This is a genomic window from Citrobacter sp. B72, assembly GCF_016894305.1.
GTDB lineage: Bacteria > Pseudomonadota > Gammaproteobacteria > Enterobacterales > Enterobacteriaceae > Citrobacter > Citrobacter portucalensis.
Map to the genome: position 1 here is coordinate 133,924 of NZ_CP069802.1, position 23,161 is coordinate 157,084.

General features: G+C 46.4%; 27 protein-coding genes. 16 read left to right on the top strand and 11 right to left on the bottom strand.

All coding sequences use genetic code 11. From position 1 onward, the window contains the following. Positions 1-288 precede the first annotated feature (288 nt). The 6 genes from JQN59_RS24775 to JQN59_RS24800 all read left to right on the top strand — a co-directional run bounded on the left by JQN59_RS24775 (position 289) and on the right by JQN59_RS24800 (position 6,430). The gene (locus JQN59_RS24775) at positions 289-681 is read left to right on the top strand and encodes a hypothetical protein (protein WP_000341066.1); all 393 of its coding nucleotides are present in this window, start codon (positions 289-291) and stop codon (positions 679-681) included. A gap of 955 nt (positions 682-1,636) precedes the next feature. After that, on the top strand, positions 1,637-2,284 hold the full coding sequence (locus JQN59_RS24780; RefSeq protein WP_204528228.1) for a hypothetical protein: 648 nt from the start codon (positions 1,637-1,639) through the stop codon (positions 2,282-2,284). 201 nt (positions 2,285-2,485) lie between these two features. Then, positions 2,486-2,983 carry a membrane protein gene (locus tag JQN59_RS24785; RefSeq protein ID WP_008786874.1) on the top strand — a complete coding sequence of 166 codons (498 nt, stop codon included), beginning with the start codon at positions 2,486-2,488 and terminating at the stop codon, positions 2,981-2,983. Positions 2,984-2,987: 4 nt separating this feature from the next. Continuing rightward, a complete protein-coding gene (locus JQN59_RS24790) occupies positions 2,988-4,376 on the top strand; it encodes a hypothetical protein (protein WP_008786875.1) in 1,389 nt (462 codons plus the stop codon). Positions 4,377-4,806: 430 nt separating this feature from the next. Beyond that, positions 4,807-5,100, top strand: coding sequence for a helix-turn-helix transcriptional regulator (locus JQN59_RS24795; protein ID WP_024143029.1), 294 nt, complete (start codon positions 4,807-4,809; stop codon positions 5,098-5,100). 4 nt (positions 5,101-5,104) lie between these two features. Next, a complete protein-coding gene (locus JQN59_RS24800; RefSeq protein WP_020833823.1) occupies positions 5,105-6,430 on the top strand; it encodes a type II toxin-antitoxin system HipA family toxin in 1,326 nt (441 codons plus the stop codon). A 180-nt stretch (positions 6,431-6,610) separates the two neighbouring features. Here JQN59_RS24800 and JQN59_RS24805 read toward each other — a convergent pair whose 3' ends face one another. Further along, a complete protein-coding gene (locus JQN59_RS24805; RefSeq protein ID WP_021141311.1) occupies positions 6,611-7,747 on the bottom strand; it encodes an ISAs1-like element ISAs12 family transposase in 1,137 nt (378 codons plus the stop codon). Positions 7,748-7,914: 167 nt separating this feature from the next. Here JQN59_RS24805 and JQN59_RS24810 point away from each other — a divergent pair, with 167 nt between their 5' ends. The 6 genes from JQN59_RS24810 (at position 7,915) to JQN59_RS24835 (ending at position 11,894) form a co-directional block, all read left to right on the top strand. Further along, on the top strand, positions 7,915-8,148 hold the full coding sequence (locus JQN59_RS24810) for a hypothetical protein (RefSeq protein ID WP_204528231.1): 234 nt from the start codon (positions 7,915-7,917) through the stop codon (positions 8,146-8,148). A gap of 101 nt (positions 8,149-8,249) precedes the next feature. After that, the gene (locus tag JQN59_RS24815) at positions 8,250-8,660 is read left to right on the top strand and encodes a hypothetical protein (RefSeq protein ID WP_000985911.1); all 411 of its coding nucleotides are present in this window, start codon (positions 8,250-8,252) and stop codon (positions 8,658-8,660) included. A 12-nt stretch (positions 8,661-8,672) separates the two neighbouring features. Further along, positions 8,673-9,488 (top strand): HNH endonuclease signature motif containing protein, encoded by an 816-nt coding sequence (locus tag JQN59_RS24820; RefSeq protein ID WP_024143028.1) that lies wholly within the window; start codon positions 8,673-8,675, stop codon positions 9,486-9,488. A 251-nt stretch (positions 9,489-9,739) separates the two neighbouring features. Further along, entirely contained in the window at positions 9,740-10,165 is a 426-nt protein-coding gene (locus JQN59_RS24825; protein WP_020833821.1) for a hypothetical protein, read from the top strand. 547 nt (positions 10,166-10,712) lie between these two features. Further along, the gene (locus JQN59_RS24830; RefSeq protein ID WP_001224686.1) at positions 10,713-11,021 is read left to right on the top strand and encodes a hypothetical protein; all 309 of its coding nucleotides are present in this window, start codon (positions 10,713-10,715) and stop codon (positions 11,019-11,021) included. Positions 11,022-11,036: 15 nt separating this feature from the next. After that, positions 11,037-11,894 carry an HNH endonuclease signature motif containing protein gene (locus JQN59_RS24835; protein WP_020833820.1) on the top strand — a complete coding sequence of 286 codons (858 nt, stop codon included), beginning with the start codon at positions 11,037-11,039 and terminating at the stop codon, positions 11,892-11,894. A 607-nt stretch (positions 11,895-12,501) separates the two neighbouring features. Here the strand turns inward: JQN59_RS24835 and JQN59_RS24840 are convergent. The 6 genes from JQN59_RS24840 to JQN59_RS24865 all read right to left on the bottom strand — a co-directional run bounded on the left by JQN59_RS24840 (position 12,502) and on the right by JQN59_RS24865 (position 15,299). Beyond that, positions 12,502-12,906, bottom strand: a complete 405-nt coding sequence (locus JQN59_RS24840) for an H-NS family histone-like protein (protein ID WP_204528222.1) — start codon at positions 12,904-12,906, stop codon at positions 12,502-12,504. Positions 12,907-13,083: 177 nt separating this feature from the next. Continuing rightward, positions 13,084-13,377, bottom strand: a complete 294-nt coding sequence (locus JQN59_RS24845) for a hypothetical protein (RefSeq protein ID WP_024143027.1) — start codon at positions 13,375-13,377, stop codon at positions 13,084-13,086. 25 nt (positions 13,378-13,402) lie between these two features. Beyond that, complete coding sequence (locus JQN59_RS24850; protein WP_024143026.1) at positions 13,403-13,639, bottom strand: hypothetical protein; 237 nt, start codon at positions 13,637-13,639, stop codon at positions 13,403-13,405. A gap of 41 nt (positions 13,640-13,680) precedes the next feature. Continuing rightward, positions 13,681-14,136 (bottom strand): hypothetical protein, encoded by a 456-nt coding sequence (locus JQN59_RS24855; RefSeq protein ID WP_020833816.1) that lies wholly within the window; start codon positions 14,134-14,136, stop codon positions 13,681-13,683. Between the two features lie 59 nt (positions 14,137-14,195). Next, complete coding sequence (locus JQN59_RS24860) at positions 14,196-14,861, bottom strand: hypothetical protein (protein WP_020833815.1); 666 nt, start codon at positions 14,859-14,861, stop codon at positions 14,196-14,198. A gap of 57 nt (positions 14,862-14,918) precedes the next feature. Then, a complete protein-coding gene (locus tag JQN59_RS24865) occupies positions 14,919-15,299 on the bottom strand; it encodes a hypothetical protein (RefSeq protein WP_049827792.1) in 381 nt (126 codons plus the stop codon). Positions 15,300-15,941: 642 nt separating this feature from the next. On the opposite strand from JQN59_RS24865, the gene JQN59_RS24870 reads away from it, so the two are divergent. Continuing rightward, entirely contained in the window at positions 15,942-16,760 is an 819-nt protein-coding gene (locus JQN59_RS24870) for a DUF4942 domain-containing protein (RefSeq protein WP_058687704.1), read from the top strand. Next, positions 16,757-17,962: a hypothetical protein gene (locus tag JQN59_RS24875; RefSeq protein ID WP_058687703.1), complete on the top strand. Its 1,206-nt coding sequence runs from the start codon at positions 16,757-16,759 to the stop codon at positions 17,960-17,962. Before JQN59_RS24870 ends, JQN59_RS24875 begins: the two co-directional genes overlap by 4 nt. 63 nt (positions 17,963-18,025) lie before the next feature. Here the strand turns inward: JQN59_RS24875 and JQN59_RS24880 are convergent, their stop codons facing one another. Genes JQN59_RS24880 through JQN59_RS24895 form a run of 4 tightly spaced genes read right to left on the bottom strand, consistent with a single transcriptional unit; the run spans position 18,026 to position 21,239 of the window. Then, a complete protein-coding gene (locus tag JQN59_RS24880; protein WP_058687702.1) occupies positions 18,026-18,229 on the bottom strand; it encodes a hypothetical protein in 204 nt (67 codons plus the stop codon). Between the two features lie 12 nt (positions 18,230-18,241). Next, a complete protein-coding gene (locus JQN59_RS24885) occupies positions 18,242-19,561 on the bottom strand; it encodes a DUF1173 family protein (protein ID WP_058687701.1) in 1,320 nt (439 codons plus the stop codon). A gap of 22 nt (positions 19,562-19,583) precedes the next feature. Then, entirely contained in the window at positions 19,584-19,751 is a 168-nt protein-coding gene (locus tag JQN59_RS24890; RefSeq protein ID WP_000220758.1) for a hypothetical protein, read from the bottom strand. Positions 19,752-19,811: 60 nt separating this feature from the next. Continuing rightward, on the bottom strand, positions 19,812-21,239 hold the full coding sequence (locus JQN59_RS24895) for a DNA cytosine methyltransferase (RefSeq protein WP_058687700.1): 1,428 nt from the start codon (positions 21,237-21,239) through the stop codon (positions 19,812-19,814). A 214-nt stretch (positions 21,240-21,453) separates the two neighbouring features. Here JQN59_RS24895 and JQN59_RS24900 point away from each other — a divergent pair, with 214 nt between their 5' ends. Then, positions 21,454-21,969 carry a thermonuclease family protein gene (locus JQN59_RS24900; RefSeq protein WP_058687699.1) on the top strand — a complete coding sequence of 172 codons (516 nt, stop codon included), beginning with the start codon at positions 21,454-21,456 and terminating at the stop codon, positions 21,967-21,969. 2 nt (positions 21,970-21,971) lie between these two features. Beyond that, on the top strand, positions 21,972-22,886 hold the full coding sequence (locus JQN59_RS24905) for a hypothetical protein (RefSeq protein WP_058687698.1): 915 nt from the start codon (positions 21,972-21,974) through the stop codon (positions 22,884-22,886). The last annotated feature ends 275 nt before the right edge of the window (positions 22,887-23,161 follow it).

Genomic DNA, 23,161 nt, shown 5'->3' on the forward strand with positions numbered 1-23,161 from the left:
TTCTATCGCGGTCTGTGGTTATCAGAAGCTGCATAAACCGGTTATTTAGTCCGTTACGCGAAAATTATTGAGGATCCGGGCTGTTAAACTGTTCTTCCTCTTTCGCTTCCGGAGAAAAGGGGAGGTGTCACCCTGCGGCCGGGTAGTGAAAGGGATTTGACGTAATTCAGGCGAAGGGCGAACAAGACCGCAAAGGACGCCCGGGCGACCGGATACCTGCCGGGTTGTGCGAAGTAAAAACCGGAAGCAGTGATAACACAAACAGGCCCCTACAGCGTAAGGATTGTGATGGACGATAAAGAGCAATTTACGAATCTTGTGGCAAAGCATGCCTCCGGACTCACCGAAGAGCAGCTGGCCGGTTACGATGCCTGTTCCCTGGATGGTGAATGCGTCACGCCTTCATACGAGGTTTTCCGGGGGTATCGTACCCGCCATACCCTGGATGAATTTCTGGAGATGGCCATATCGCTGAATGCCATCCACCCGGATGAATATTTAACGGATATGCTGCTTAAGCCTCATGAGGTGATCGGCGCTCTGGCCGATGAAGGCGACCAGCTGAACAACGCCACCCCGGTTTATTTCTTCCCGGATACCGGCGTCTATGCAGCGGCCGTCAGTGAAACCCGGGTGCTCGATGCCTGGCTTTGCTGGCCATGCTACCCGGCGAACTGGTAACGCGGCCGTTGGAATTGCACCGGCAGGATACGAATTTAACCGACCCCGTGGCGGGAAGGTTATCACAATTGCATGTCCTCATCCCTCAAGCCCCCTGCCAGGCCTCAACGTGCTGTCAGGCTTCGCCTGATTCCCGATCTGCGCCGGTACCTAAGCCGATAACTTATTGTTTTCTTTTTATTTCCTCCCCATTTCCTCAAAAATCGCGGGCGGCGTGGACAGGGCACCATTGCCGCATGTGGGGTCTTAATGAGGGCAGGGTGGTCAGGTTTGCTCGATGCCGGGGGTAGGCCCCACCCCTTATGGGATGAGGACATGCAAATAAGATAACTATATGAAATGACGGAGGTTGCTCAGATGGTTGTCGCGTCATATTTAAGTTGTGTCACTTATGATCGTATGCATCTGATTGCAAGGAGGAGCGATGAGACAATAAAGTTGTATCGCTAACATTAAAGTTGTATCGCTATTTTCGTGTCGTGACATTAAAGTTGTATACTTACAGCTCTTCAAAGATTTAACTAATTGAATATATAGAACTTTGCTGAGTAAATAGATAGCTGAGGATTTTAGTGACAGACAGGGAAGGAAGATAATTTGTTGTCGATGGACCTGACGAATGTCTGACTGCCTGATTTACGGTTACTACTCTGTTTGCACTCCGTTGCCCTCGCCGGTTGGTTCAAGATCATACGTTGAGCCAGGTACACCGATAAATGGATTAATGATTTCATGTACATTGCCGATAATTTTGTCTGTTGCTCTCTAAATAGAGGGCGTCATTGACCTACGCTGTTGTGCATACCCGTCCGGGGGAGCGGCAGTACCATAGAGGGTCAGACTAATCGAATTGGCGGGAAATCACCCAGCGCATTTATTTGCCCTGACTTGTTCAGCAGACATAACTTCGGTCGTATGACCTGGTGGTTACCTGCCTTCTGAAGGAGAAGTTAAAATGCTTGAAAACTACGTTTGCAAAATCTATGTGAGTGATAATTCAAACCCTAGTTCATTTCGCGAAGCAACGGCATTTGGCTTCGATGACGGTACGAGTGCACACCTTCTCACCGCAGCCCATGTTGTGACGGATGTTCTTGGCAAGAAATACCCCAGCAGCAACAACCAAAAGCTTTACGTAATATTCCACAATCATCTCGGACCAGTAAACACCATCCCAGTACCTGTTGAATTCATTCTTAAGGACTGTAATGACCAAAGCAACTTTCAAGGCAATATGCCGTTTGTAGATAGTACGAAAATGATTTTGCCATCTGGAATGAAACAGCCTGTATCACATTATTTTAAACGCCGTCCCCCCGTCGGCAACATGCAAACATTTGGGGTCGGATATCCATTGGGCCAGACTGCACTTTCAACGGTCCTTGGGAAAATTCAAAGTGTCACTTCCTGCTACTGCGCTAAACACTCTAACCAGCATTGCACATCTCGTTTTGAAATTTCGCATTACAACAAGCAAGGATGCTCAGGGGGGCCCTATATCATATCTGATGAAGGTGAGTATTATGTTATAGGTAGTCTCATTGGTGAAATTCATCCAGGTCCACCTCCAACCCTGTCAGTTCAGTCATCGACCGATTTTTAGCACTACCAGTTTTCGACGGTGCCCGGCTGGATAATTTTCGGGGCCGGGCAATGCGGTGTCAGCATTTACTATCAGCAAAACGCTTTGAATCTGACCACCGTGAACTGGAAAGTGCACCAATAGTAAGTCATGATTTCTTCATCACTTTTATGGTGCTTTTTTTCACCTACCACACAGCAAGTTATGAATACGAGGCCTGTAATGGACGCTACCGAAACTGAAGAGCTCGAAAAAATTCGCAAGAAGGCAATGGATGAAGTTACAAGTGCTCTTCAGGCGCTTGAAAATAAGTTCCCGGGTATTACTGAGGGCGCAGCAGCATTGGCGGGGTCAGGCGTAGGCGCTGCGGCTTCCTTCGGTGCTCTCTATACGCTTGGTACAACGGGAGTGTCAGCAGCAGGCATAACCTCCGGGCTCGCTACAGCAGGGTCTATCGTCGGTGGTGGTATGGTTGCAGGCATTGCGGTATTGGCCGCACCTGTAGCTGTGTTAGGGATTGGCGGGTACGCGATAGTGAAACACAAAAAAAATACGAAACTGACAGCCGCCCTCAGTCAGGCCATTCAAAAGCTCTATGAAGTACAGGAAAGGTTAATGTCGAATGCGGAGTTTTTTAAGGCAGAAATTGCTGGGATCAAGGCAACAATCGACATGCTTACTAAGAAAGCTCCAAAAGGTAGCCTGGTCGCGGTGAGGTAAACACATGAGTCAGTCTCCTTATGATGATGAGCTCAGGGCCATCCGTTATATTCAGCTCCGTGGTCAGGATATCACGAACGCTCACGAGACAATTAACAGTGATATAGAGAGCCTTAAGGCACAGTTGACCGGGCTAATCAGCGGCACTGAACTTGATGAAGCGGAGCATCTGGCGCTTAAAGAACATCATCTGCGAGAAATGACCCCCTCAGATACTGCCATGCATTCTACTGGTCTCAAGACCATATATAGCGAGGCTAACCAGCGTGTATGCGGTGATATTGGACTGGCCACAATACTCTCCACGGATGACCTGGCTGTCGTAGATGCCCGGATCCAGAATCATATTAAAGAATTTAATGATCGCTACGCACTCGACGCCTGGGATTATGCTATTGCCTGCGGATGCGGGCTCATAGCATCCATGCTGGATTTACTTTGCGTCAGAGCCCCGCCAAAACCTACGGTGAGCTTTACGACAGAAGTGGATGGTATTTTCAATAAACAGGTGCAGAAAGCCTTCAATGCCATTTTGCCGGAGGACCTGAGTACAAAACTCTCAGATTTGTTCCCTATAGGGGCACCAGACAGTTCGATCAGCAGCGATTTAGTGGGTGCAGCCGGTGGCGTTTTGTCTCCCACAAATCACCGCTTAAGAGCTTTATCACACGACCCCATACTGGGCATTATTTTCGGCATAAAGGATATGCTGAACGGGACCTGTACGGTGGTTCAGAATGGACAGATCGTGGTTTATCCTTCCAGTAAAGGCGTTACCGACGAAACCAATATTTTCAGGCTCATCGCCAGAATGTTTGGACACCTGGCATCGGATGTTAATGCCCCCTCAGCAAAAGGAAACCGTGGCATGGGTTTACCGGCTCCTTTTATGGGGTTACTTCGTATGCTTGAGGGGATCCCTGTGGGGAGTTCTAACTTCGGCAAACAAATAGAGTACATGTATGTCAACGGGTATGACTTTCGTCAGTTTATCGTGACAAGTATTCCGATGACCATAATGGAAGTTTTGATGCGGGTTTTCTATGTGGCGAAACAGGTATCGCTGGGAAAAGGAGCTTTTGGGGAGACCTTACTGGATACCATGCCTTTGCGGCTAAATCCGCGCTTCCGGATGATGCTTGCCCTGGGTTATGGAACTTCCAGTGCTGTTAACGCAGGTAAAATGTATATTACCGGCAATATTCTCAATGCGAATTACGCCTCCTGGATGGGGTTAGCCTGGAATGGTTTTCACTCACTCAAGTGGTCCCTTTATCAGCGACACTTAAAGCTTTGGGCCGGTATTGAAAAGGCGGAACTGGAACGGCTTCAGAACAATATAGACAGCATCGAGGCATTGACCATCAGAGCAGGAAACTTGCCAGTCAAGTAACATTCACCGAAGCACCTCTGGAACCCCATAGCCCACCAGCTGCTAAAAATGTCTGCATTTGCTTTTAATTCTCTCTCTGCCTCCTCCCCGAGGCAGAGAGTAGGTCATAGTTACTTATACAGCTAACAACAGGGGCCATAAGATACTCCGCTTCTCGTTTACCGATGAACCTGACCTGTCAGCTCTCTTACCGGATGCTGTTCGAGCGTAACGGCTTATTATCGATAGTTCTCTCATATCAAACGTCATAAAGATCTATGCTGCCACTTAGTAACAGCCTAAAAGTTGTATTCTATATTTAACAGCTTTTAGGCTGTTAATTTGATATTACAGCTTTTAGGCTGTTAATTTGATATTACAGCTTTTAGGGTGTATGTTTAGAAAACAGCCTGCAAGGTGTATCAGAGGAAACTACCGAGGCCAGCTTATGATCAATAATGAATACCCGTTAAACACGCTCAACCAGCTGCGTCCCTTGCTCATTGGTTTTCGCAAGGCGAATGGCCTGACGCAAAAAGACCTGTCCGAAAGGTTAGGCGTCACACAACAGACATACTCACGTCTGGAAGCCAACCCTGCCAGTGCGAGCATTGAACGGCTATTCAAGGTGTTTTCCGTCCTAGGTGTAAAAATCAGCTTCTCCTCGACGGCCACCTCTTCAGATAGTAAGCAGACGGAAGAAACGCTTAAATCAAACTCACCTGCACGACAGGAGAAATGGTAACGATATGAGCCGTAAACAGCAGCGTCTGGCAATCTGGATGAACGGAATCAAAGTCGGATACTGGGAAAAAAGTAAAGGGGTTGACAGCTTACAATACCTTCCTGAATGGAGTGCTGACGAACAGGGAAGGCCGCTGTCATTGTCCATTCCTTTTACTCCCGGGAACCAGGTCTGGCGTGGAAATGTGGTACGTGACTATTTTGATAATTTACTCCCGGACAGCGAAGGCATACGCAGACGTCTGGCAATGCGTTACAAGGCCGATAGCCTGGAGCCTTTTGATCTGCTGACGGAGCTGGGAAAAGACTGCGTGGGCGCGATACAGCTGCTTCATGACGGAGACGAACCCACAGATTTATATTCCGTGAAGTATCACCCTCTTACTGAATCAGAAATTGCGGCAACTTTGCGTAATACCACGGAGACATTGCTACCGGGCAGGCCAGAAGATAACGACGACTTACGTTTATCGATTGCCGGTGCTCAGGAGAAAACAGCCCTACTGTGGCATGAAGATCGGTGGTGTATGCCGGAGGGTAATACACCAACGACGCATATATTCAAGCTACCGCTCGGACTTGTGGGGAACATGAAAGCCGACATGAGCTCGTCGGTTGAAAATGAATGGCTCTGCTCGGTACTTCTCGAACAGTACGGGCTCCCCGTGGCAAGAACGCAGATTGCTCACTTTGAAGATCAGAAAGCGCTGGTGGTAGAACGTTTTGACCGAAAATGGTCAGGAGACGGACAATGGATCATTCGTTTACCCCAGGAAGATATGTGTCAGGCCCTGGGCGTTTCGCCATTACGAAAATATCAGGCGGACGGCGGGCCAGGTATATCGGAAATTATGGAAGTTCTGAGTAATTCAGACCGCGCTGAGCATGACAAAGCGCAGTTTTTTATGGCGCAGATAATTTTCTGGATGATGGCCGCAACAGATGGCCACGCTAAAAATTTCAGTATTTCTATTGGGCCACAGGGACGATATCACCTAACACCACTCTATGATGTGTTGTCGGCATGGCCGGTGATCGGTCATGGGAACAATCAGATATCCTGGCAGAAGTGCAAACTGGCGATGGCCGTACGTGGCAGTAGCAACTATTACCAGATATATCGAATACAACGACGCCACTGGATCAGACATGGTGAGATAACCGGCCTGAGTAAACAGCAGACAGAGGCGATGATAGAGGAAATCATCGCCAGAACCCCAGGTGTCATTGAACGTGTTAGCGGGCTTCTTCCGGACCAGTTCCCCCAGCAGCTTGCGGAAAGTATTTTTGATGGAATGAGGCAGCAATGCAGGCGCCTGGCTGAGAAATAACAGCCGCAATTTATAGTGGGCATGTTTTCAGAATAGCTGATGTAAGCGTGAGGATTCAGTATGACTGAAGAACAAAAAAGAATAGAGCGGGCTATTGAGTTGGCTTGTCGTTACGGCGGAACCGATGAAATGCATCATCTGCAATGGGTGGTGGATCAGGGTGAGAGCGTGAACATTTTGTTAAATTTCACCCAGTTTTTTGAGACCCGCATTGAGTACCGTTTCCAGATATTCACTGCTCATTCCTGCGATTTTTTGCTTCCGTCTTACGCTCGCCTTGCGTGAAGTCTCGGCCCTGAGCATGTTCAGCCCCATGTGCCGGATGCACGCCAAAATCTCTGCGGCATCACCGCGATAAATCGGGCAATCATCCTCGCCCATCGTGACGTCCAGCACCCAGTGCAGGCTATTTTCGATGGCCCAGTGCCCACGCACCGCTCGCGCAAACTCATCCTGCACCAACGCTTTGGAACTGATGAAATAACGCTGCTCTATGGTAATTTTTTGCATATTTTCAACGCGATAGGAGATGGCCACGCCAATGCTGTGCAACTGTTTCCAATGAGGAAACTGGGCGGCCAACTCGCCCGCCGCCATGACATGGTACTCACGACCATCGATGCGGCCATGAGCCTTCTCAAGCGTCATCGTCTCTGCGCATAACGGGGTGGCCGCCAGCGGGGCGAGGGCCTGTCGAACCGCCTCGAACAACTTGGGTTGGTTGCCTTTGACGGCCAATAAGTAATCGCCACCTTGCTGAAGGATGGTCTCGGCGATCTCGGTCTGGCACCCCATCGCATCGATGGATACCAGGCAGCCTTTGATGTCGAGCAGCGCCAGCAACTCGGGAATAGCGGTAATTTCATTGGACTTGGCGTCGGTTTTTATCTGTCCGAGCACCAGCTTATTGGCGGCGGCATAGGCACTGACCATGTGAATGGTCGACGTTCGATCCTCACGGTCATAGGAACTGCGCAGGGTTTTGCCATCGATAGCGACCAGGGCGCCATCGGTGTGCTGGTTAATGGCTTGAGTCCACCGCACAAAGGCGGCCTGAAACGGCTCTGGTTTGATGCCGGAGATGATCCTGGCAATGGTGTCATGGACAGGAATGCCGTTTTTAAACAGTCCCTTGGATTGAAACCAGGGAAGATGAACCTCGCCGAAATCCTCAATATCTTCCCAGCCCTCAGCCCCGCCGATCACGGCACAGACGGTGAGAAACAGGACATCGTAGAAGGGATAATAAATCTTGGCATGCTGGCGAGGGTCGTGAATATTGTCGAAGAACTGAGCGAAAACGGCATCAATAGACATGAGAGCACTCCTGAAAAGGAGCATGAGATCACAGCCGGATCACCAGGTCAAATTTCAGGGTGAGGATGTGAGCAAATTGTTAACTATGGAAATCATGGAAATTATCATTTTTTGGATTTCATGCGCATTTTTTGAGCTGAAATGACGTGCAGTGACGATTAAAAAGTGTGAAGGCGATCCTGACTATAAAGTTAACTGCATATCACAGGCCTATAAGTATTTGTTTTGTAGGCAAAAAACTATTTTTAATTTTTAACAAAATGTTCACGATCTCGCCCTGGGTGGTGGATCAGATGGTAAGAGAACTGGCTGGAGAACGTTATGCTCAAATTGTAGCTGATGCCACCAGCGGAGAAGATGGGCCTGATACTTACAAATGGAGTGTTGGGATCGCGCCTTAACAGCTGTCGGTCTGGGGGTGAAAACGTATTCTTCATTCAGCGAATTCCCAGGCTTCACATTAAGACTAAAGCGGCGGCCGCAGTAACGTAAGAGAAAATAAATGGCTATTTTAGCAATCATTGCAGTTATCGCCCTGGGTGGGTACGCCTACGGATTTATTAAAACCCGTGAGCTGAGCGCTTTGCGTAAAGAAATGAAACTATACGTGGATCGCATGGAAGCGGCGGAGCTGGACTTACACGCAATCAGAAGTGTAGCGGAGCACCGGTTGCACGGTGCAGGTAAACAGTTTGCCGACCTTTACAGCCGTATCGACGGTGCAACTGTGACGCTGACACCCGAAGATCAGCTGTTACTGGCAACGATGCCATTTAATATTCAGGATGTAGAAGACATCGTAAACGAGCGCGGTCCAAAGACAATTAGCGGCCGTCCATTCTGGGAAGTTGAGCCAGGCCCGCATGACTATGAATATGGCCCGCAATATCCGTATTTCCCAGACCAGCGCTAGGAAGAGATCAAGATGAGAGAGCCAAGACCCCGCCATACCTTGCAGGTCATTCGAGTGCCTTCTCTGGAGGTTCAGGATCTGGGGCTGACCAGCTTTGACAGCTGGCTTGACGAGAACGGTTATGACAAAACGAATGCCAGAAATAACCGTACCATCTGGGCGAGAGAAGGCGGATGGCATCTGAAACGTTGCAGAAATCTGAAAACCGGCACGGACGATTTCTGGTTTATCGCTTTCGATGGTAAAGGCGGAAACATTTACCCGCTGAAAACCCAAAGAGACTACCGGGCTGCATATCGTAAGCTCGAAGCCGAAGGATATGCGCCTGCGGTTATCGAGCAAATGACCACAGGCGCAGCATATAACCTGGCCTATCCACGTTCCAGCCTTAAACAAGCTGAGACGGCCACCAACGAGCCGATGCGTAAACCTGACGTAGATATCATGGGTGAGCACTGCGAGCGTATAGTGACGCAACGTAGTGGCGTGGCACAGGGTAAATTCAAAGCTCTGCTCATCGAGAATTTCGCGGGCCGTTGTGCGGTAACCGGTTGGGTTAATGGCGGTGTCCTGGATGCGGCACACATTGAACATGGAACCCGGTACAATCCGTCTAACGGCATCCTGATGACACCGACAATGCATGCGCTGTTTGATGCCGATCTCATGGGCATAGATCCGGCCACCCTGACCGTTCATTTTAAGCCAGGCATTGAGCTGGGCGAGCTGTTCGAAGGCCGTAAAATCACACCGCTGGTGTACGATCTGGACTTAGAGCGGCTGGCCGTACGCTGGGCAGGATACCAGGGCCTGGCTCAGGAACAATGATGGTTACAACCAGGATGGGAGAAAACCCGTCAGTGAAACCTGCATGCGCCATACCTATAAATTTAAACTCAAGAGCCAGGCTCAAGATAAAACCGAAATGAAAAGGTAAAAACCGGTGCACCAGATCTCTTAGGTTTAATACCTGAGCCCGTATACTGGCAGGCGCAGGCGTGTGAGTATTATCCAGTCCATACATCTCCACACAGTGTTAACCGCAACATTTAAAGTTTAATAAGGACGGTTTCAATTTTATGAATAAAGCAGCGTTAGTGATGATTATCGGGATCCTCGGATGTGGTAAAGCATTTGCAGCCACTGAATTACAGCTCCAGCAAAAACGCGTTATGCATTTCTGTGCCAATGCCAGCCTTCCGTTGTTGATTGCCGGTACAACTTATGCGAATACGTCTGACAATGGACGACCAGAAAAAGAAAGAGTGGCAATCCTGAAAAATGCAGTTGTAAGCTCGACAGCTTATTCAATGGCATCTCCCGGAGTTCAGAGGGCCATGATGAGTGTGGTGGAGGATATTGCCGATCCGAAAGAATTAGCTCTTCATCAAAAAGAGGTTAGACGTCTTGGGGCTAGTTATCTTTCTGACAGCGGTGTTACATGGGCTTCAAAAACCGTTTCACCATTTACAGCCTGGTGTAACTTTAACCGTTTCGAAAGTTAAGACTGGCGATGCGGTTCCTGTTCAGGAAAGTTACTTTCCGTGCGGGGACCGTAAGATACAGATAAAGCTTAAGGCCTTTGAATTTCTGGAAAGCATTTGAAAATTTCATTGCGCTTGTCTGATATGAAACAGCCCCTGCATTTCTGCAAAGGCTAAAAGAGTGTGTACGGACTTTGGAAGGAGTGATGATATACGCCTGAGCCATCCCATCACCGCAGACAGGGTAATTAACCCTGACTAAAGCTTTCACCTATTCCGTCGCTCGCAAGCGGCTTTCGCACACTAACGAAGGTATGGCCTTTCGTCGGTGTTAAATTTTTCAAACTTTGCTTACTTTGTCAAGGAAGGTGACAGCAGTAGCATGCACAACTACTTTAATCTGCATGAATAATAAGGTAGAACCGGCCAGTGAATGAATGCTTACCCTGAAATCAGGCGGACAACCTTCAGGAATATTGATAGCAAGAGTGAATCTCTCGCTGCGGCGATAACATTTCGCCATAACCCTGAACGAGAGTGGTTCATCCATCATATACAGGAGCGTTACATGCGCAAATTTAAGTACATAATCTGTCACCAGTGCGAAGGCCACGGGACCATGGAAAACCCGGCCTTTGAAAATGGATTCACCCAATCAGAAATGGCTGAGTGGGAGCCAGAAATGCGTGAAAAGTATTTTGCCGGAGCATTTGATGTTCGCTGTGACGTTTGTGCCGGTGACGGTAAGCTCAGCGTACCAAACGTAGCGGCTATGTCTTTTTCAGAACGACGGGTTCTGGCAGCACGGCGGCGTGATGAGCGTCTTCAGGCAGCTGATGAACGGCTGTCCCGCCAGGAACGAGCAATGGGGTACTGAGGTGCTACAGCAAAGATGAAAATGACGAAGCCAAAACCGGTAAGCCGGAAGAAAAGACCGTTTATTAGTGAGCTTGCAGAGCTGGGTTTATCGGGAGAAATTCTTTCAATTCGAACTGACGGCATGCAGGGGACGCTCATACCCGATCTTACCGCAGGGGTGAGTGAAGCAGGCCGTGTGAAAACCGGCAACTGGGTAATCTCTGACAAGAGAACCTTCGACCATGTCGTTTTGTGTGTTGAAAGACAAGATGAGAACCATGATGTGTTCGTAGGTAAATTCATCCAGTTACATGTAGCCGCTAATAAGAGCCTAAAGATCGTCGAAATGGGCGATGTGAAACTGGTGGCCATAACTAGCTCGATTCCTACCACTTTTAATGGGGGGATTAGGAGATATAAAGGGGTTACGTATGTGTCACTTTCCCAAACAGCTCAAACCACTATCGACTTCCCGAAGCGTATCTACAAAGAGGGCCAGGAATGTACTTCTGTCACCAGTCCTGACCAAGGCCCTTTCGCCCGGGATGTTAGGTTGAATTGCTACGGGCGATGTGTTGTCACCGGCGTAAGGTCCCCCTGGCGTACTGAGGCCGCGCACTTAACGCCCCGTCATGAAGAAGGCATTCCCGACGTAACGAACGGAATTTTACTTCGCCGTGATATCCATACACTGTTCGACAATGACCATTGCGCCATAAACCCTGACACTATGAAAATTTACTTCAGCCGGGAGGCTCGGGAGTTGGATGATGATCTCCTGAAATGGCATGGGAATGAGATAGAGACGACACGCATGCAAGTTCCGGTTAACATCGAAAACCTTCGGATACGATGGCAAAAATTTAAGGCTAAGGATCGTCAGCGTAAATAAAGCCATAAGCTGAACCACGGCGAGGATTAGTCTTGTTCACTAAATGACAGCGAGAGATTAAATGCAAACCCAAAAAGAAATTACAGTTGGCCAGATCTGGGAAGAAGTGGATCCAAGACTGATCCGGAAAGTGCGAGTTGTTGAGGTGGCCTCGTTAGAAGGGCCCAAAGGCATCCTAATCGAAAACGTGGAGTCTGGTCGTAAGAACTGGGCGTCGTCATCCCGCTTTAATGGAAAGCGTGGAGGGTACCGTCTTATTTCCTGACGGTTTTGCCAATATGGGAAACTGAAGAGGTTGAAACCATCCCGGTGAGGGAGCGTATCTGGTAAAGAAGAGTCTTTAAAAAGGTTTTACGCGACCTGGGATAATAAACGGGAAAACGAGACACAAAAAAAGAATACAGCGATGATAACGATAAGGAATGGTAAGGGCTTCAATATTTTGAGAAATGACCGGGCTTCCTTTGCATCTGCATTTCTAATCAAACTGTCCACATAGGGATCACAGCTCTTAGGTTCTGAATTTTTCATATTTTCTGTACCTGAAAATTGATTCCGTATGAGAAAAGGCCACCGAAGTGGCCTCTCTCAAAACTGGTGGCAAAAGTTAGATCAGGAAATCATCAAGACTTTTACCGGCTGCAATTTGTTCTGCCAGAGCTTTGGGGGTACGGCCCTTTCCAGTCCATGTTTTTGTTTCGCCATTTTCATCAGTAAATGAGTATTTGGCCGGGCGTGGCTCACGGCTTTTCTTGGGAGCCGTAGATTTGGCCTGGAATGAGCCCAGCAGCTCTTCCGGGTTGATACCATCTTCTTCCATTAACTTACGCAGGGCGTCAAGTTTCTCCTGACGAGCTTGCAGTTCGGCAGCTTTGGATGATTCTTCCTGACGACGCTCATCAACAATGACATTAAGCTTTTCGAGGATTTCCTCAAGTACTTCTAAAGGCAGCTCGCGGCCCTGGGCGCGAAGAGTACGAATATTGTTTAACGATTTGAGTGCTTCAGACATACGACCTCACTTTCTAATTCTTTGATAAGGATTTACTTAATCATAATACACTCTATAAGGAAAAAGATGCCAGCTTTATGTCTTCAGGTACAAAGATATCTTGCTAAGAATACTCCTTATCTTCCTTTTGCAGACTGATTCGTGCATTCGATGTTGTTCATGAGTCTTAAAATCTGCTCACTGTTTAGGGTACTCATGCTGTAAATCATCAAGAAGGAAGCGCAGAACAATATAAGCAACCGGAAAAGGAAACCATGCCAGTGACAGTCCATATATGGAGGAGATAAACACAGGGTAATTTAACTCACTTACAAAATTCGCATCATTGTATTGTTGAATCGAAATGGCAGAAGCAAAAATCATAATTAAAGTAAGAAAAATCCACTCTAGCCATCTCTTTTTATAACAAGCATAAGCGAAAGCTGAAGGGTAAAAAATAAAGCAAAAAATCCCAGCTGCAATTACGTTCATAAAAGTTACTTTTCTGCTAGCGCCTTTATTTTTCGGATGCAGTATCATGAACAACTGCCATGACATTGATGATTGGCTTTCTTTTTCTGAAAAACCTTCCGCGCGGCAAAGTTTCTCCCGCTTTGAGACGATAAAGCCAGAAAACATAAGCCGGAGGAACATTGCTGTCAAAAATATCAGAACAAGTTTGAACTGAGATGCCTACTGTATTGTCTTTCCTCATCTCTTTAAAAGTGCCTTGCAACGCAGCAGATAACGTCATTTTTAAGAAACCTTTTTTCTGTTTGAACGTACAGACTTGACTTAGCTGGCTTGACTGTAATGCTTGCCACTAAAGATCCCTCGTTCTGAGGATGCAGGCACTACAAAGTTACCGTCAGGTCTAATCATACGAGTTTGGATGAAATTTTTTCCGGATTTGTTTTTTTCAACCAGGTACTCGATCTTCCATTCTTCTTTGACGGGACCGGATGACAAATGAACTAGAACCGGTACTTTTTTACGCGTTCTATCCAGAACAATACAATTTGATTTATCCGTATCAACGCTTCCCTGAAGAGTATTCAAAGAGCAATTATCATATCCCTCAACCGGAACTGCATTACCTTGGATATCAATTTTGAATCCTCCAGCTATTACAATTTCGGGTGCATTATCATTGAAAGTCTCGTCATAAGCTGCATCAACTACATCGCAGGCAGTAAGCGCAAGTGACGATGCGACAGTAAGACACAAGAAAGAGAATCTGTTTTTGAACATATTTAAGACCTTTTATAAACCTAAAAATACAGGAGAATTGTATCATTAACAGGCTAGTTCTAACGACTACCACTTTTAAGTATGTATTGAGCCAGTTTTATATTCAGGCACACCATATTGCACTCCAGGTCTTTCATCATTCTTGAAGAACTCTTAATTAAGTATTCTTCAAGTGGGCCAGCATATGCCCCTGATGTCACGATCGTTAGTTGCGTAAGAGGATGAGTCAAACTCTCGATGCCCTTCAGGATGTCATTCTGGACGGCAGCAATATAAACAGGCGAAGCCGCAATCAAATATTCATCATTCGGACTGGACTGCATTAACTGGCTTATAGTTGCGCAACGGTTATGCTTTCCTAGTGATTTTGTAAGGGCTTTCCACCAGAGATCATGCCTGAATGGTACTTGATGAAATGTCGCCTCGTAAGAGGGCACCCGATCTCGACTATTTAAAAACCCCATCCCGGCAGAGATTATCCACAACTCCAGATTTCTGGTTGAGTTTAAAATTTCCTTTGCCGTAGACCAGTGATTACCTGAATACAAGGACAACGCCGGTACCGCCTGATTACTTCTGGCGTCGTCTACAATGTTACTCCAGGCATATGCTGCGTCGTCCGGAGTTTGTTTTGGATCTATGTCCAATGTCGGCCAGACGTGGCCCTGATGATTCTTGCCCTTTGTACAGGAAGTGATTAAGTGTACTGAGCGTTCAGAGATCATTATCTACCTTACATACCCATAGAACAGCTTTCTAAGAACGGTGGGTTCGCCTGAAAATTACAAATCAGCCCCTTTCACGGCATCATTTTGATTCTTCCCATCTGCCCCCAGTAAGATGACCGGTTTTCTGCATGGCAGTGTTATTCCTAACAAACGCAACACAAAACCACGCCAGCCAGAGCAAATTTTTTCATTTGCTGCGTAAAGCCTATTGTTTTCTCTTTTAAGCTTCGCCCACTCGTTACAGAGGGTAACATCATCAAGCGCTGTTATATGCTTCGCCTCACCTTCGACGATAACGGTATGAATACCGTATGCTGTAAATCTCATTCTGTTTTCCAGAATCCAGTTGCGGTATTCGTTGAGTCCACCTTCGGAACCGGTAGCTCTGCGCCACATTTCGATTTGCTCGAGTGATGGGTCAAGTGTATTTGTCATTGAAGCCTCGTCTCAGCGATAACGCATGTATTAGCCCGCTTTGATCATCATGTAATAACCATCTGTCTGGCGATTTGATTGTATCTTACTCATAGTGCCCTACCTATAGGTTAAAAAGGAGCATTTTCGCTTTATAGCGTGTTCAACAGCATCAATCCTCGCAAGAAAGGTTGGCTTATTAAGCCAGTCCATCATTTTCTGTATATCTCTCATCAATTTTTATATCCGGCCTGGAGTGCACCGTTCAAGCACACCGATCAGACAGATTGTCACTAGTTAACTCTTTACTAGTGACTAAATTCCATTGATATACGTGACAACGTCACGTCGTAAAAGCCTACAAATGCCTAATTTTCATACTATGGGATTTAATTAGGAGTAAATCCCACAGGCATACATAAAGCTGACAATTAAAAACTTTAAATATCAACCAGATAGAATGATTACACCCATTTAATGGGCTCATCACATTATTTCACTGGCTGGGGTTGTTGCTGGCATATCTGAAAGTGCTAATATGTTAGTCATTAGTAATTAGTAAAGACTTTACTAAACGCGTTTCTACGTAAATTCTATAGGTTTTAGAGGGTAACTACCTTTGCTCAATTCAAATTGTTCTAACATACCAAAATGGAGTGTAAAATGACTCATAACCAGGGTTCTGAGCCAGTACCGGCGAGCCGGACAGGGCGGCTCATCAGCGCCCGGGATATGGCCATGCAGAAATTCGAAGAAGGGATGCGGTTAATCTCGGAAGCGTCGGAACTGTGCGGTTTCTCTCTCTTCACCAGCAGAATTATGCAGCCCAACGCATTTGGTCTTCCGTCGTCACTGGATCGCACCATCGAGGAGGGGCGTAAGGAAATTGACCGTAAAACGTGGAAAAGGCTCTTTGAAGAAACAGGTATGGACCGGTACTGGAACCATAAGCAAAAAGAAGCCTTTAACGAATCCCTACGTACGGATCCGCCCGTCGCTTCCCTGGAGATTGTTAAGGGAACATTACAGCATGCACTGGCTAACAGACGAGACACGCTTGCAGAAGGTTTCGTTGATGTTCTCAACAAGCTAGACCGAAGTTTCAAAAGCAATGCCAGGCAATATACAATGCCAAAAAAGCTTGTTCTTCGGGGGATTTTTCCTGGTGTGAAAGTGCTGAGGTACAACGGTTTCTCGCAGGACAATCACTTTTGTTTACGCGACTTTGAGAATATTGTATGCATCTGTTCTGATACTCCAACACCTGCAACCGGCGGTGGGCTGAGTATGGTCGACAGGCTGACGGCCATGAGAAATACAGAATTCACAGGCGAGGTCAGTGATGAGAATGGCTGGCGGTGTCGCCTGTTTGAGAATGGAAACGTTCACATTTGCATCGACAGTATCTCGCTTCTGAATGCTCTGAACGATCTTATCAGCATTTATTTTGCAAACCAGCTTCCGGCCGCAGGAAAAAAATGATGATCGAAAATGATAAAGAAAAAAGCCTGAACGATGCTACCCCGCCAGAGGTGCAGAATGACATCCGCAGCGAATCCACTGAAAAATCAAAGGAAATGGGTCGTTCAAGGCACTCATCTATCGCGATGATCGATTACTTCAATGCAATCGAACGTCTGTGCAAAGAGAAAGAAATTAACCCGGAAAATATCGATCTGAGCTTCAAAGTTCACTGGCTCAGAAACGCTGTTGGCGGCTCGTTTGCAAGGTCACAGGAGATGTTCGCGGAGTACCAGAAGTATGTTAAAGAGGTTCCTGAAGAGGCCCGTTACCTGGATATACCCGATGAGGTAAAGGTTGCACTCGGCGATATTATCTCGTACATCACCTGGCACTACCGTAGAAGCTATACCGCAATACAGAATGATAGTGTTAAAAAAGCTGAAGCACGTAGCATGCAGCTGGAGGAGGAGGTAACGCAGCTGTTACAGCGGCTTGAGCAAAGCGCTACCGATATGGATGAGCTGAAACTTGAGAATCAGGCGCTACAGGGTCGATTAGAGATCCGGGACAGTACCGTCAAGGAGTTAGAAACAAGGCTGAATGTTGCCGAAGCAGAACTCGAAACCTGCCATCACCAGTTAGATAGCACACGGCATGAATTAAGCCTCGCACAGCAGTCTAATGACTCACTCTCCCAGCAACTGGCTGAACGTAAAACAGAGATCGCTGGTCACCTTGAATATCAAAAAAAACTGAACGAAGAGATCAACTCTCAGCGTTCTGATAATGCTGGTCTTTTAAGACAATGCGACCAGTTAAGTCAGACAGTGTCAGATACAAAGGCAGAGAGGGACAGGTTTGAACAGGAATTTATTGCTGCACAGACCCTTTGTTCTGAGCTGAAAAGTGCACTATCCGGGAAGGAGGGTGACCTGGTGGCGGTGAATGCCGAGCTTACTGAACTCCATAAACTAAACGAGTCGCTGAGCGCCGACCTGAATAAAGTAACTTTGGTCAGCCAGGGCTATGAAGCGGAAGTGGCTGAACAAATCAATGAACTCAAAACGCTCCAGGCCAAAGTAATGAAGCTGGAAGCTTCCCTGGAGGCGGAGAAAACAATCTCAGAATCCCTAAAAGGCACCATTGATACATTGACTGGTGCAATGGCAGGGGGAGGTACTGGAAAGTCAAAACAGCCGCGTAGCAGAAAAACATCATGATAAATGAAGCCAGGTTGATACACTTCTCTGTATCCCCTGGCACAGTAGAACTTCTGCGGACATTCAGCCCGTCGGCAGGAGTTTTCGTCCTTCAGTCAACAAATGCACTACCTTTTTTGAGTCTCCACTTTCCAGAGCAGAAAACACGTTACCGATTTTACCAACAGCTTGTATCTGAGTGATAACCCCAGTCTTGTAATCATCTAGGATCCCTGACAGGAAAGCGTTCAGTTTTGTCTGTTCGCTTAGCGAAAGCATGTAGGACATTTTTTCTCCATTTTAAGCAGGTGTGTCAGTTGAAAGAGGTTTGCGTGAATCTGGAAAATGAGGCAGCACCATAGTTTCAGATGCTGTGGTCGCATCCCAGTGCCACCATCCATAAGGCCCATATTCACGGTTGTAATAATCTTTTTTGAGTTGCTTTCGGGCCAGATAAGCAGGAGTGGCCATACCAAATACTTCCATCGGGAACGGCTTATCGCTTTTTGTGTCGAGCAGGTAGAAGTCAGGGAACACCTCACTAATACTCGCATCATAACGCATGGGCTTAACGTACTGCCGGTGCTCTGCATCCAGCTTTTCTGCAACAACCGCCTCATAGGAGGAGTCCAGAGGTATCCAGTTCTCGCTAACGTGCATCAGCACAATTTGATGAGCTCTTACAGAAGGGCCTCTGCCGGTTACCGCAGCTGGTGACGTCAACGCAAAGACAACTATTTTCGCTCCGGATTTCCATGCTGCGTACTCCGATGAAAATCGTTTCTTTACGCTGTCCCAATGGCCTTCTGAATTGAAAAAAATCAGCGGTAGCCCCCCAAAATTCCGCAGGGGTAAAAATTTAAGTGGCTTCTCATGCTTTTCAGCATCGTAGCGAGGTAAAACTGACAGGAGCATGAGACGTTTATCACTCATCGCCTGTGATGAAAGACGCTGAATCTGCGACTGAGCGACAGGTTGTTTCGGGTCAGGTACACCAATGAATAAATGGTCACCTATGCAGGCTCTGCCGGTACGAATTTGTTTAGCGGTTTCAAGCAGACGATACCGTACCAGTGAATCGTTACGTTTCCCTGCCATTTTCGGGTACCAGACATTCAGACCAGACTCTGTCCACAAAAGACTAAGCAAGCCCAGGAGGGTCATTGAGGCCTGACCACCTTCTGGTCGCTGAAGATGGGGCAGGGGAGGCACTTCTGATTTTTCAGGAGGATCTTTCTCTGTCATACCGATACCGAGCCTTACAGCCATATCACCTTCGGTTGTAATCCGGACCACACCACTCGCATATCCTTTCAGGCCGGTATGCCGGGCATCAAGGGAGAAGAATACACAGGAAGGATCATGCTCAATGCCCGTGTTAGCGGCTTTGACGAGAATAAAGGCATCACCGTTCGGTAAAGCACGAACATAAAGTCGCTTTTCTCCTTTTCCACGACATCCGCAGGTGATGACTGATTTTTGACCTGAGGTGTGGTGTGCTTTTTTAAGAGCCGACTGCCACCCTTTAGCAAACTCATCCTGCGTTTGAAAGTCAGGTGAATACCTTTTGACGTTTGGATCGTCGTCGTAAGCAATCATCACTGCGAATTTTTGGCTCATAGTAGTCTCCTAAACAGGAAGTTTAATATCCCAACCAGAGCAACACTTCCTGAGCGTCATACTGTTCCTTTACGCCCATGTCGCTAAAGAATTCTTCGAAATCTGTTTCGGGAACGCAATGCCTGGACAGTTCTTGTAATGCTCGTTCTTTAGATACCGTCTCACCTTCAGCTGATTCGAAATACGTCATGGTTGACCTCTGACATTATTACAACAATCTTAAGCATTTAAATTGATAAATGAGCTTAGTTCAGCACACTTCATCGTATGACTTCCGCAATCGCAAGGAAGCAACATAATCAATTCGTGACTTCAACAATTTAGCGACGGCTGCAAAGACATCAACTATCACTGAGTTCCCAAACTGTCTGTAAGCCTGTGTATTGGACACAGGTATACGGAAAACACTTTCCCCGGGTTTATCGAAGCCCATAAGCCTGCTGCATTCACGTGGCGTTAGCATGCGTGGCCGACGATCCATATTGTCCGGGTTATGGAAATCAGACTCTCCCAGCTCATGGGACCAACCCCGATCAATAAGAATTTCAGATCCGTCTTTCATATAGCGGCTTGAGAGGGTTCTGGTGACACTATTAACATTGGAAGGATCTACAAGCCCAAAACCAAAACCATTGCCTTTTGCTGCATGTTTCTTTGCATAGTTGTATAAGTACTCCCAGAGTTTAGGGGAGAGGATGTATTTACTATCTACCGTCGGTTCCAGTAAATCGGAGAGAGAAGGGCGCTTGTCCGGATAAAAGTCTTTAATGTCTCTTAGAGAAAAACCGTCTTTCAGGCGCAGGTCGCGGCGAAAACCAATAAGGACGATACGCTCACGGTGCTGGGGTCGGAAATGACGGCCGTCGATGACTTTAGGATCATCCGCGCCCATGCTTTCGCTGTTTGCGACGTCGTAGCCAAGCTCTTCCAGCGTTTTCATGATGATGTTAAAAGTATTACCCTTATCGTGACTCTTCAGATTTTTAACGTTTTCCAGAACAAAAATTGCCGGTTGTTTTGCCCGGATGATCCTGGCCACATCAAAGAAGAGCGTACCCTGAGTGTCGCACTCGAAACCGTGTTTGCGTCCCAAAGAGTTCTTTTTACTGACACCGGCAATGCTGAATGGCTGACACGGAAACCCCGCAAGAAGTACATCATGATCCGGGATAGATGTATCGATAAACTTGTATGCCTCTTCATCAGAAACTTCGGGCCGGTTGCTAAGCGTGATGTCACGGATATCTGAATTGAAGCGGTGCTCGTTCTCATCGCAATACCAGTTCGCCCGGTAAGTACGGCTGGAATAAGTATTCCATTCACTCGTGAAAAGACATTTTCCACCGATGGCATCGAATCCGCTTCGTAGTCCACCTATCCCTGCAAACAAATCGATAAAGCTAAATTTCCTGTCCTCGTAATTAGTAGGTCGGGAAGGAATTAAAGACTGTAGATAACGTCCATCAGTGATACTCAGCTCACAATGCTCAGGCTTTCCTTTAACCTGACGCTTAAGCGAGGCACGGGACCAATTACTGCCATTTTCATCATTTAAAACCTGAGCCAGATATTTAAGATCATAAATGGTCGATGCTATTAACAATGTTTTGTGGATCAAAGATGGAGCTTTACCCACATCTTTCAGGTCTTTTTCTTGATCATGAGTGTTACGTTTCATCCAAACTCTCTCAGGAATAATATCTTTGAGATAGATTAACACTCTTAATTTGGATTGTTTTTTGGTACAGGTTCTAAATTCATTGTGATTTTTCTGGCTTTAAGTTGCAAAATGATATGTTTTTAGCCCGTCCAGGAATTTATGACTTGTTAAAATAGTGCCTGTGAATTGCCTTGTGTATACATGTCTGCACTCAACAAATTCAGGTGAAATGATGGGTTATCTAAAAAAGTTACTTTTGCCAATCATGATCGTTGTATTCCCTGCGGCGTCCTGGGGGAACTCAACAACATTTGAGGCAAAGGTGGTTAAGATTGTTGACGGTGACACCATAACTGCGCTGGATGCTCAAAATACAACCATCAAAATACGGATGTATGGTATAGACGCTCCTGAATCCAAACAAGCTTTTGGGCAAAAAGCAAAGCAGGCCTTAACCACAGCTATTGCAACCAAAATCATTACCGTGAACGACCATGGTGTAGATATCTATGGCCGAATGTTAGGGACCATTTGGTTAGATGGTTATGACATTAACGCTTCTATGGTGGACAGCGGATATGCGTGGGTATATCGGTTCGAAGATAACGCCATTGTCCCGAGCTACCTCAAGTATGAATCCGCAGCACGCAAGGATGCAAAGGGGTTATGGGCAGACCCCAACCCTGTCCCTCCATGGCAATGGAGACAGTTAAACGAAAAGCCCAGAAAGGTGAAAGAGAAGAAATGACCATGATGAAAGAGGATCATCCGTTACTTCAGTTGGTACTTAACGATTCCGGTCGTCTTGCTATGCCTGTTCATGATAGAGACCAACAGTATTGCCCGACTTGCCTTGCAAAGGTACTGAAGAGTGAGGATGGAAGGTTGTCGCATGTCGGGCACGAAAATCAAACTAAATGTGTTCCTTCTATTTCAGTAGTTGTGACAAAAGCAATCATAGAAATGTTAAGTGATGGAGAAAAAATTTATGTAAGTCCAATCCGAAACCGAGGGCGAACTCTGGCACCATCAGTGATTTTTTCTCCTGATACACACACATTTAAGCCATTTATAAATACAGACTATCAGCCTGTAGGGGCAAACTGGAAAAGTGACAAGGGTTATAAACTGGGCCTTTTTTATCTTAAAGATCGAGCTAGCTCTATTACTAAAGAGGAATTTGATTTTATTGCTGTTATTGATCCAGAGTTATTGCTTAACGAATTTAATTCTTCATGGTCTGTTGAACAGATCGCACCAATAGAACAGTTGAAGCAAATCTTCCGGTCAAAAAATAATTCTTCTGCTTGGGTAAAATGGCCTGGTAAACTCGACTTAGCAAAGAAAACCAATTATAACGATAATTTCTGGTACGACAATCAATCTGATAGTGCGGAACTTAACTGCACTGTTTCCGTTGTAGGTATAGAAGGTAACAGTTCAGGTGAAACAATTTATAGATTACAAACTATGCTAAAGCATAAGTTTAATGAATATCAACTGGTTCGGTCTTTGGGTACTATTATGCTTCTTGATAATACCGGGAATATGGTCTCATCAAATCACCCGAATTTTGACATCATCTCAAGCGCATGTATAAGTGGAGTACGTGATTTTGTTCGCCAAAACCCATGGGTAGTTAGACAGACAACTCTTAACACTTAATTATCTTTAAAATAAAGCCCACTCCATTACTTAAAATGTTTTTCCTATAAGTCAGTTTTCGGACTTTTCATCACACCGACATGTAACAAAAAATGTAACTGTTACAGTTAGTTATCAGTACAAATGCACACATCCGCACCAGGTGGGGACCACACCAATTGCATTGATCTAAGTCAATAAAAGATCACATATGCAACATTCAACCATCAGGACAGTTACTTATAGTTAATAGCCCTGCAAATGACGACATAAGCAGTTAACAAAACAACTTTTTC

Coding starts and splice junctions, on each gene's coding strand:
- JQN59_RS24775 (WP_000341066.1), top strand. CDS start 289: ATGGACGATAAAGAGCAATTTACGAATCTTGTGGCAAAGCATGCCTCC.
- JQN59_RS24780 (WP_204528228.1), top strand. CDS start 1,637: ATGCTTGAAAACTACGTTTGCAAAATCTATGTGAGTGATAATTCAAAC.
- JQN59_RS24785 (WP_008786874.1), top strand. CDS start 2,486: ATGGACGCTACCGAAACTGAAGAGCTCGAAAAAATTCGCAAGAAGGCA.
- JQN59_RS24790 (WP_008786875.1), top strand. CDS start 2,988: ATGAGTCAGTCTCCTTATGATGATGAGCTCAGGGCCATCCGTTATATT.
- JQN59_RS24800 (WP_020833823.1), top strand. CDS start 5,105: ATGAGCCGTAAACAGCAGCGTCTGGCAATCTGGATGAACGGAATCAAA.
- JQN59_RS24805 (WP_021141311.1), bottom strand. CDS start 7,747: ATGTCTATTGATGCCGTTTTCGCTCAGTTCTTCGACAATATTCACGAC.
- JQN59_RS24815 (WP_000985911.1), top strand. CDS start 8,250: ATGGCTATTTTAGCAATCATTGCAGTTATCGCCCTGGGTGGGTACGCC.
- JQN59_RS24820 (WP_024143028.1), top strand. CDS start 8,673: ATGAGAGAGCCAAGACCCCGCCATACCTTGCAGGTCATTCGAGTGCCT.
- JQN59_RS24825 (WP_020833821.1), top strand. CDS start 9,740: ATGAATAAAGCAGCGTTAGTGATGATTATCGGGATCCTCGGATGTGGT.
- JQN59_RS24830 (WP_001224686.1), top strand. CDS start 10,713: ATGCGCAAATTTAAGTACATAATCTGTCACCAGTGCGAAGGCCACGGG.
- JQN59_RS24835 (WP_020833820.1), top strand. CDS start 11,037: ATGAAAATGACGAAGCCAAAACCGGTAAGCCGGAAGAAAAGACCGTTT.
- JQN59_RS24840 (WP_204528222.1), bottom strand. CDS start 12,906: ATGTCTGAAGCACTCAAATCGTTAAACAATATTCGTACTCTTCGCGCC.
- JQN59_RS24845 (WP_024143027.1), bottom strand. CDS start 13,377: ATGAACGTAATTGCAGCTGGGATTTTTTGCTTTATTTTTTACCCTTCA.
- JQN59_RS24850 (WP_024143026.1), bottom strand. CDS start 13,639: ATGACGTTATCTGCTGCGTTGCAAGGCACTTTTAAAGAGATGAGGAAA.
- JQN59_RS24855 (WP_020833816.1), bottom strand. CDS start 14,136: ATGTTCAAAAACAGATTCTCTTTCTTGTGTCTTACTGTCGCATCGTCA.
- JQN59_RS24860 (WP_020833815.1), bottom strand. CDS start 14,861: ATGATCTCTGAACGCTCAGTACACTTAATCACTTCCTGTACAAAGGGC.
- JQN59_RS24865 (WP_049827792.1), bottom strand. CDS start 15,299: ATGACAAATACACTTGACCCATCACTCGAGCAAATCGAAATGTGGCGC.
- JQN59_RS24870 (WP_058687704.1), top strand. CDS start 15,942: ATGACTCATAACCAGGGTTCTGAGCCAGTACCGGCGAGCCGGACAGGG.
- JQN59_RS24875 (WP_058687703.1), top strand. CDS start 16,757: ATGATGATCGAAAATGATAAAGAAAAAAGCCTGAACGATGCTACCCCG.
- JQN59_RS24880 (WP_058687702.1), bottom strand. CDS start 18,229: ATGTCCTACATGCTTTCGCTAAGCGAACAGACAAAACTGAACGCTTTC.
- JQN59_RS24885 (WP_058687701.1), bottom strand. CDS start 19,561: ATGAGCCAAAAATTCGCAGTGATGATTGCTTACGACGACGATCCAAAC.
- JQN59_RS24890 (WP_000220758.1), bottom strand. CDS start 19,751: ATGACGTATTTCGAATCAGCTGAAGGTGAGACGGTATCTAAAGAACGA.
- JQN59_RS24895 (WP_058687700.1), bottom strand. CDS start 21,239: ATGAAACGTAACACTCATGATCAAGAAAAAGACCTGAAAGATGTGGGT.
- JQN59_RS24900 (WP_058687699.1), top strand. CDS start 21,454: ATGGGTTATCTAAAAAAGTTACTTTTGCCAATCATGATCGTTGTATTC.
- JQN59_RS24905 (WP_058687698.1), top strand. CDS start 21,972: ATGATGAAAGAGGATCATCCGTTACTTCAGTTGGTACTTAACGATTCC.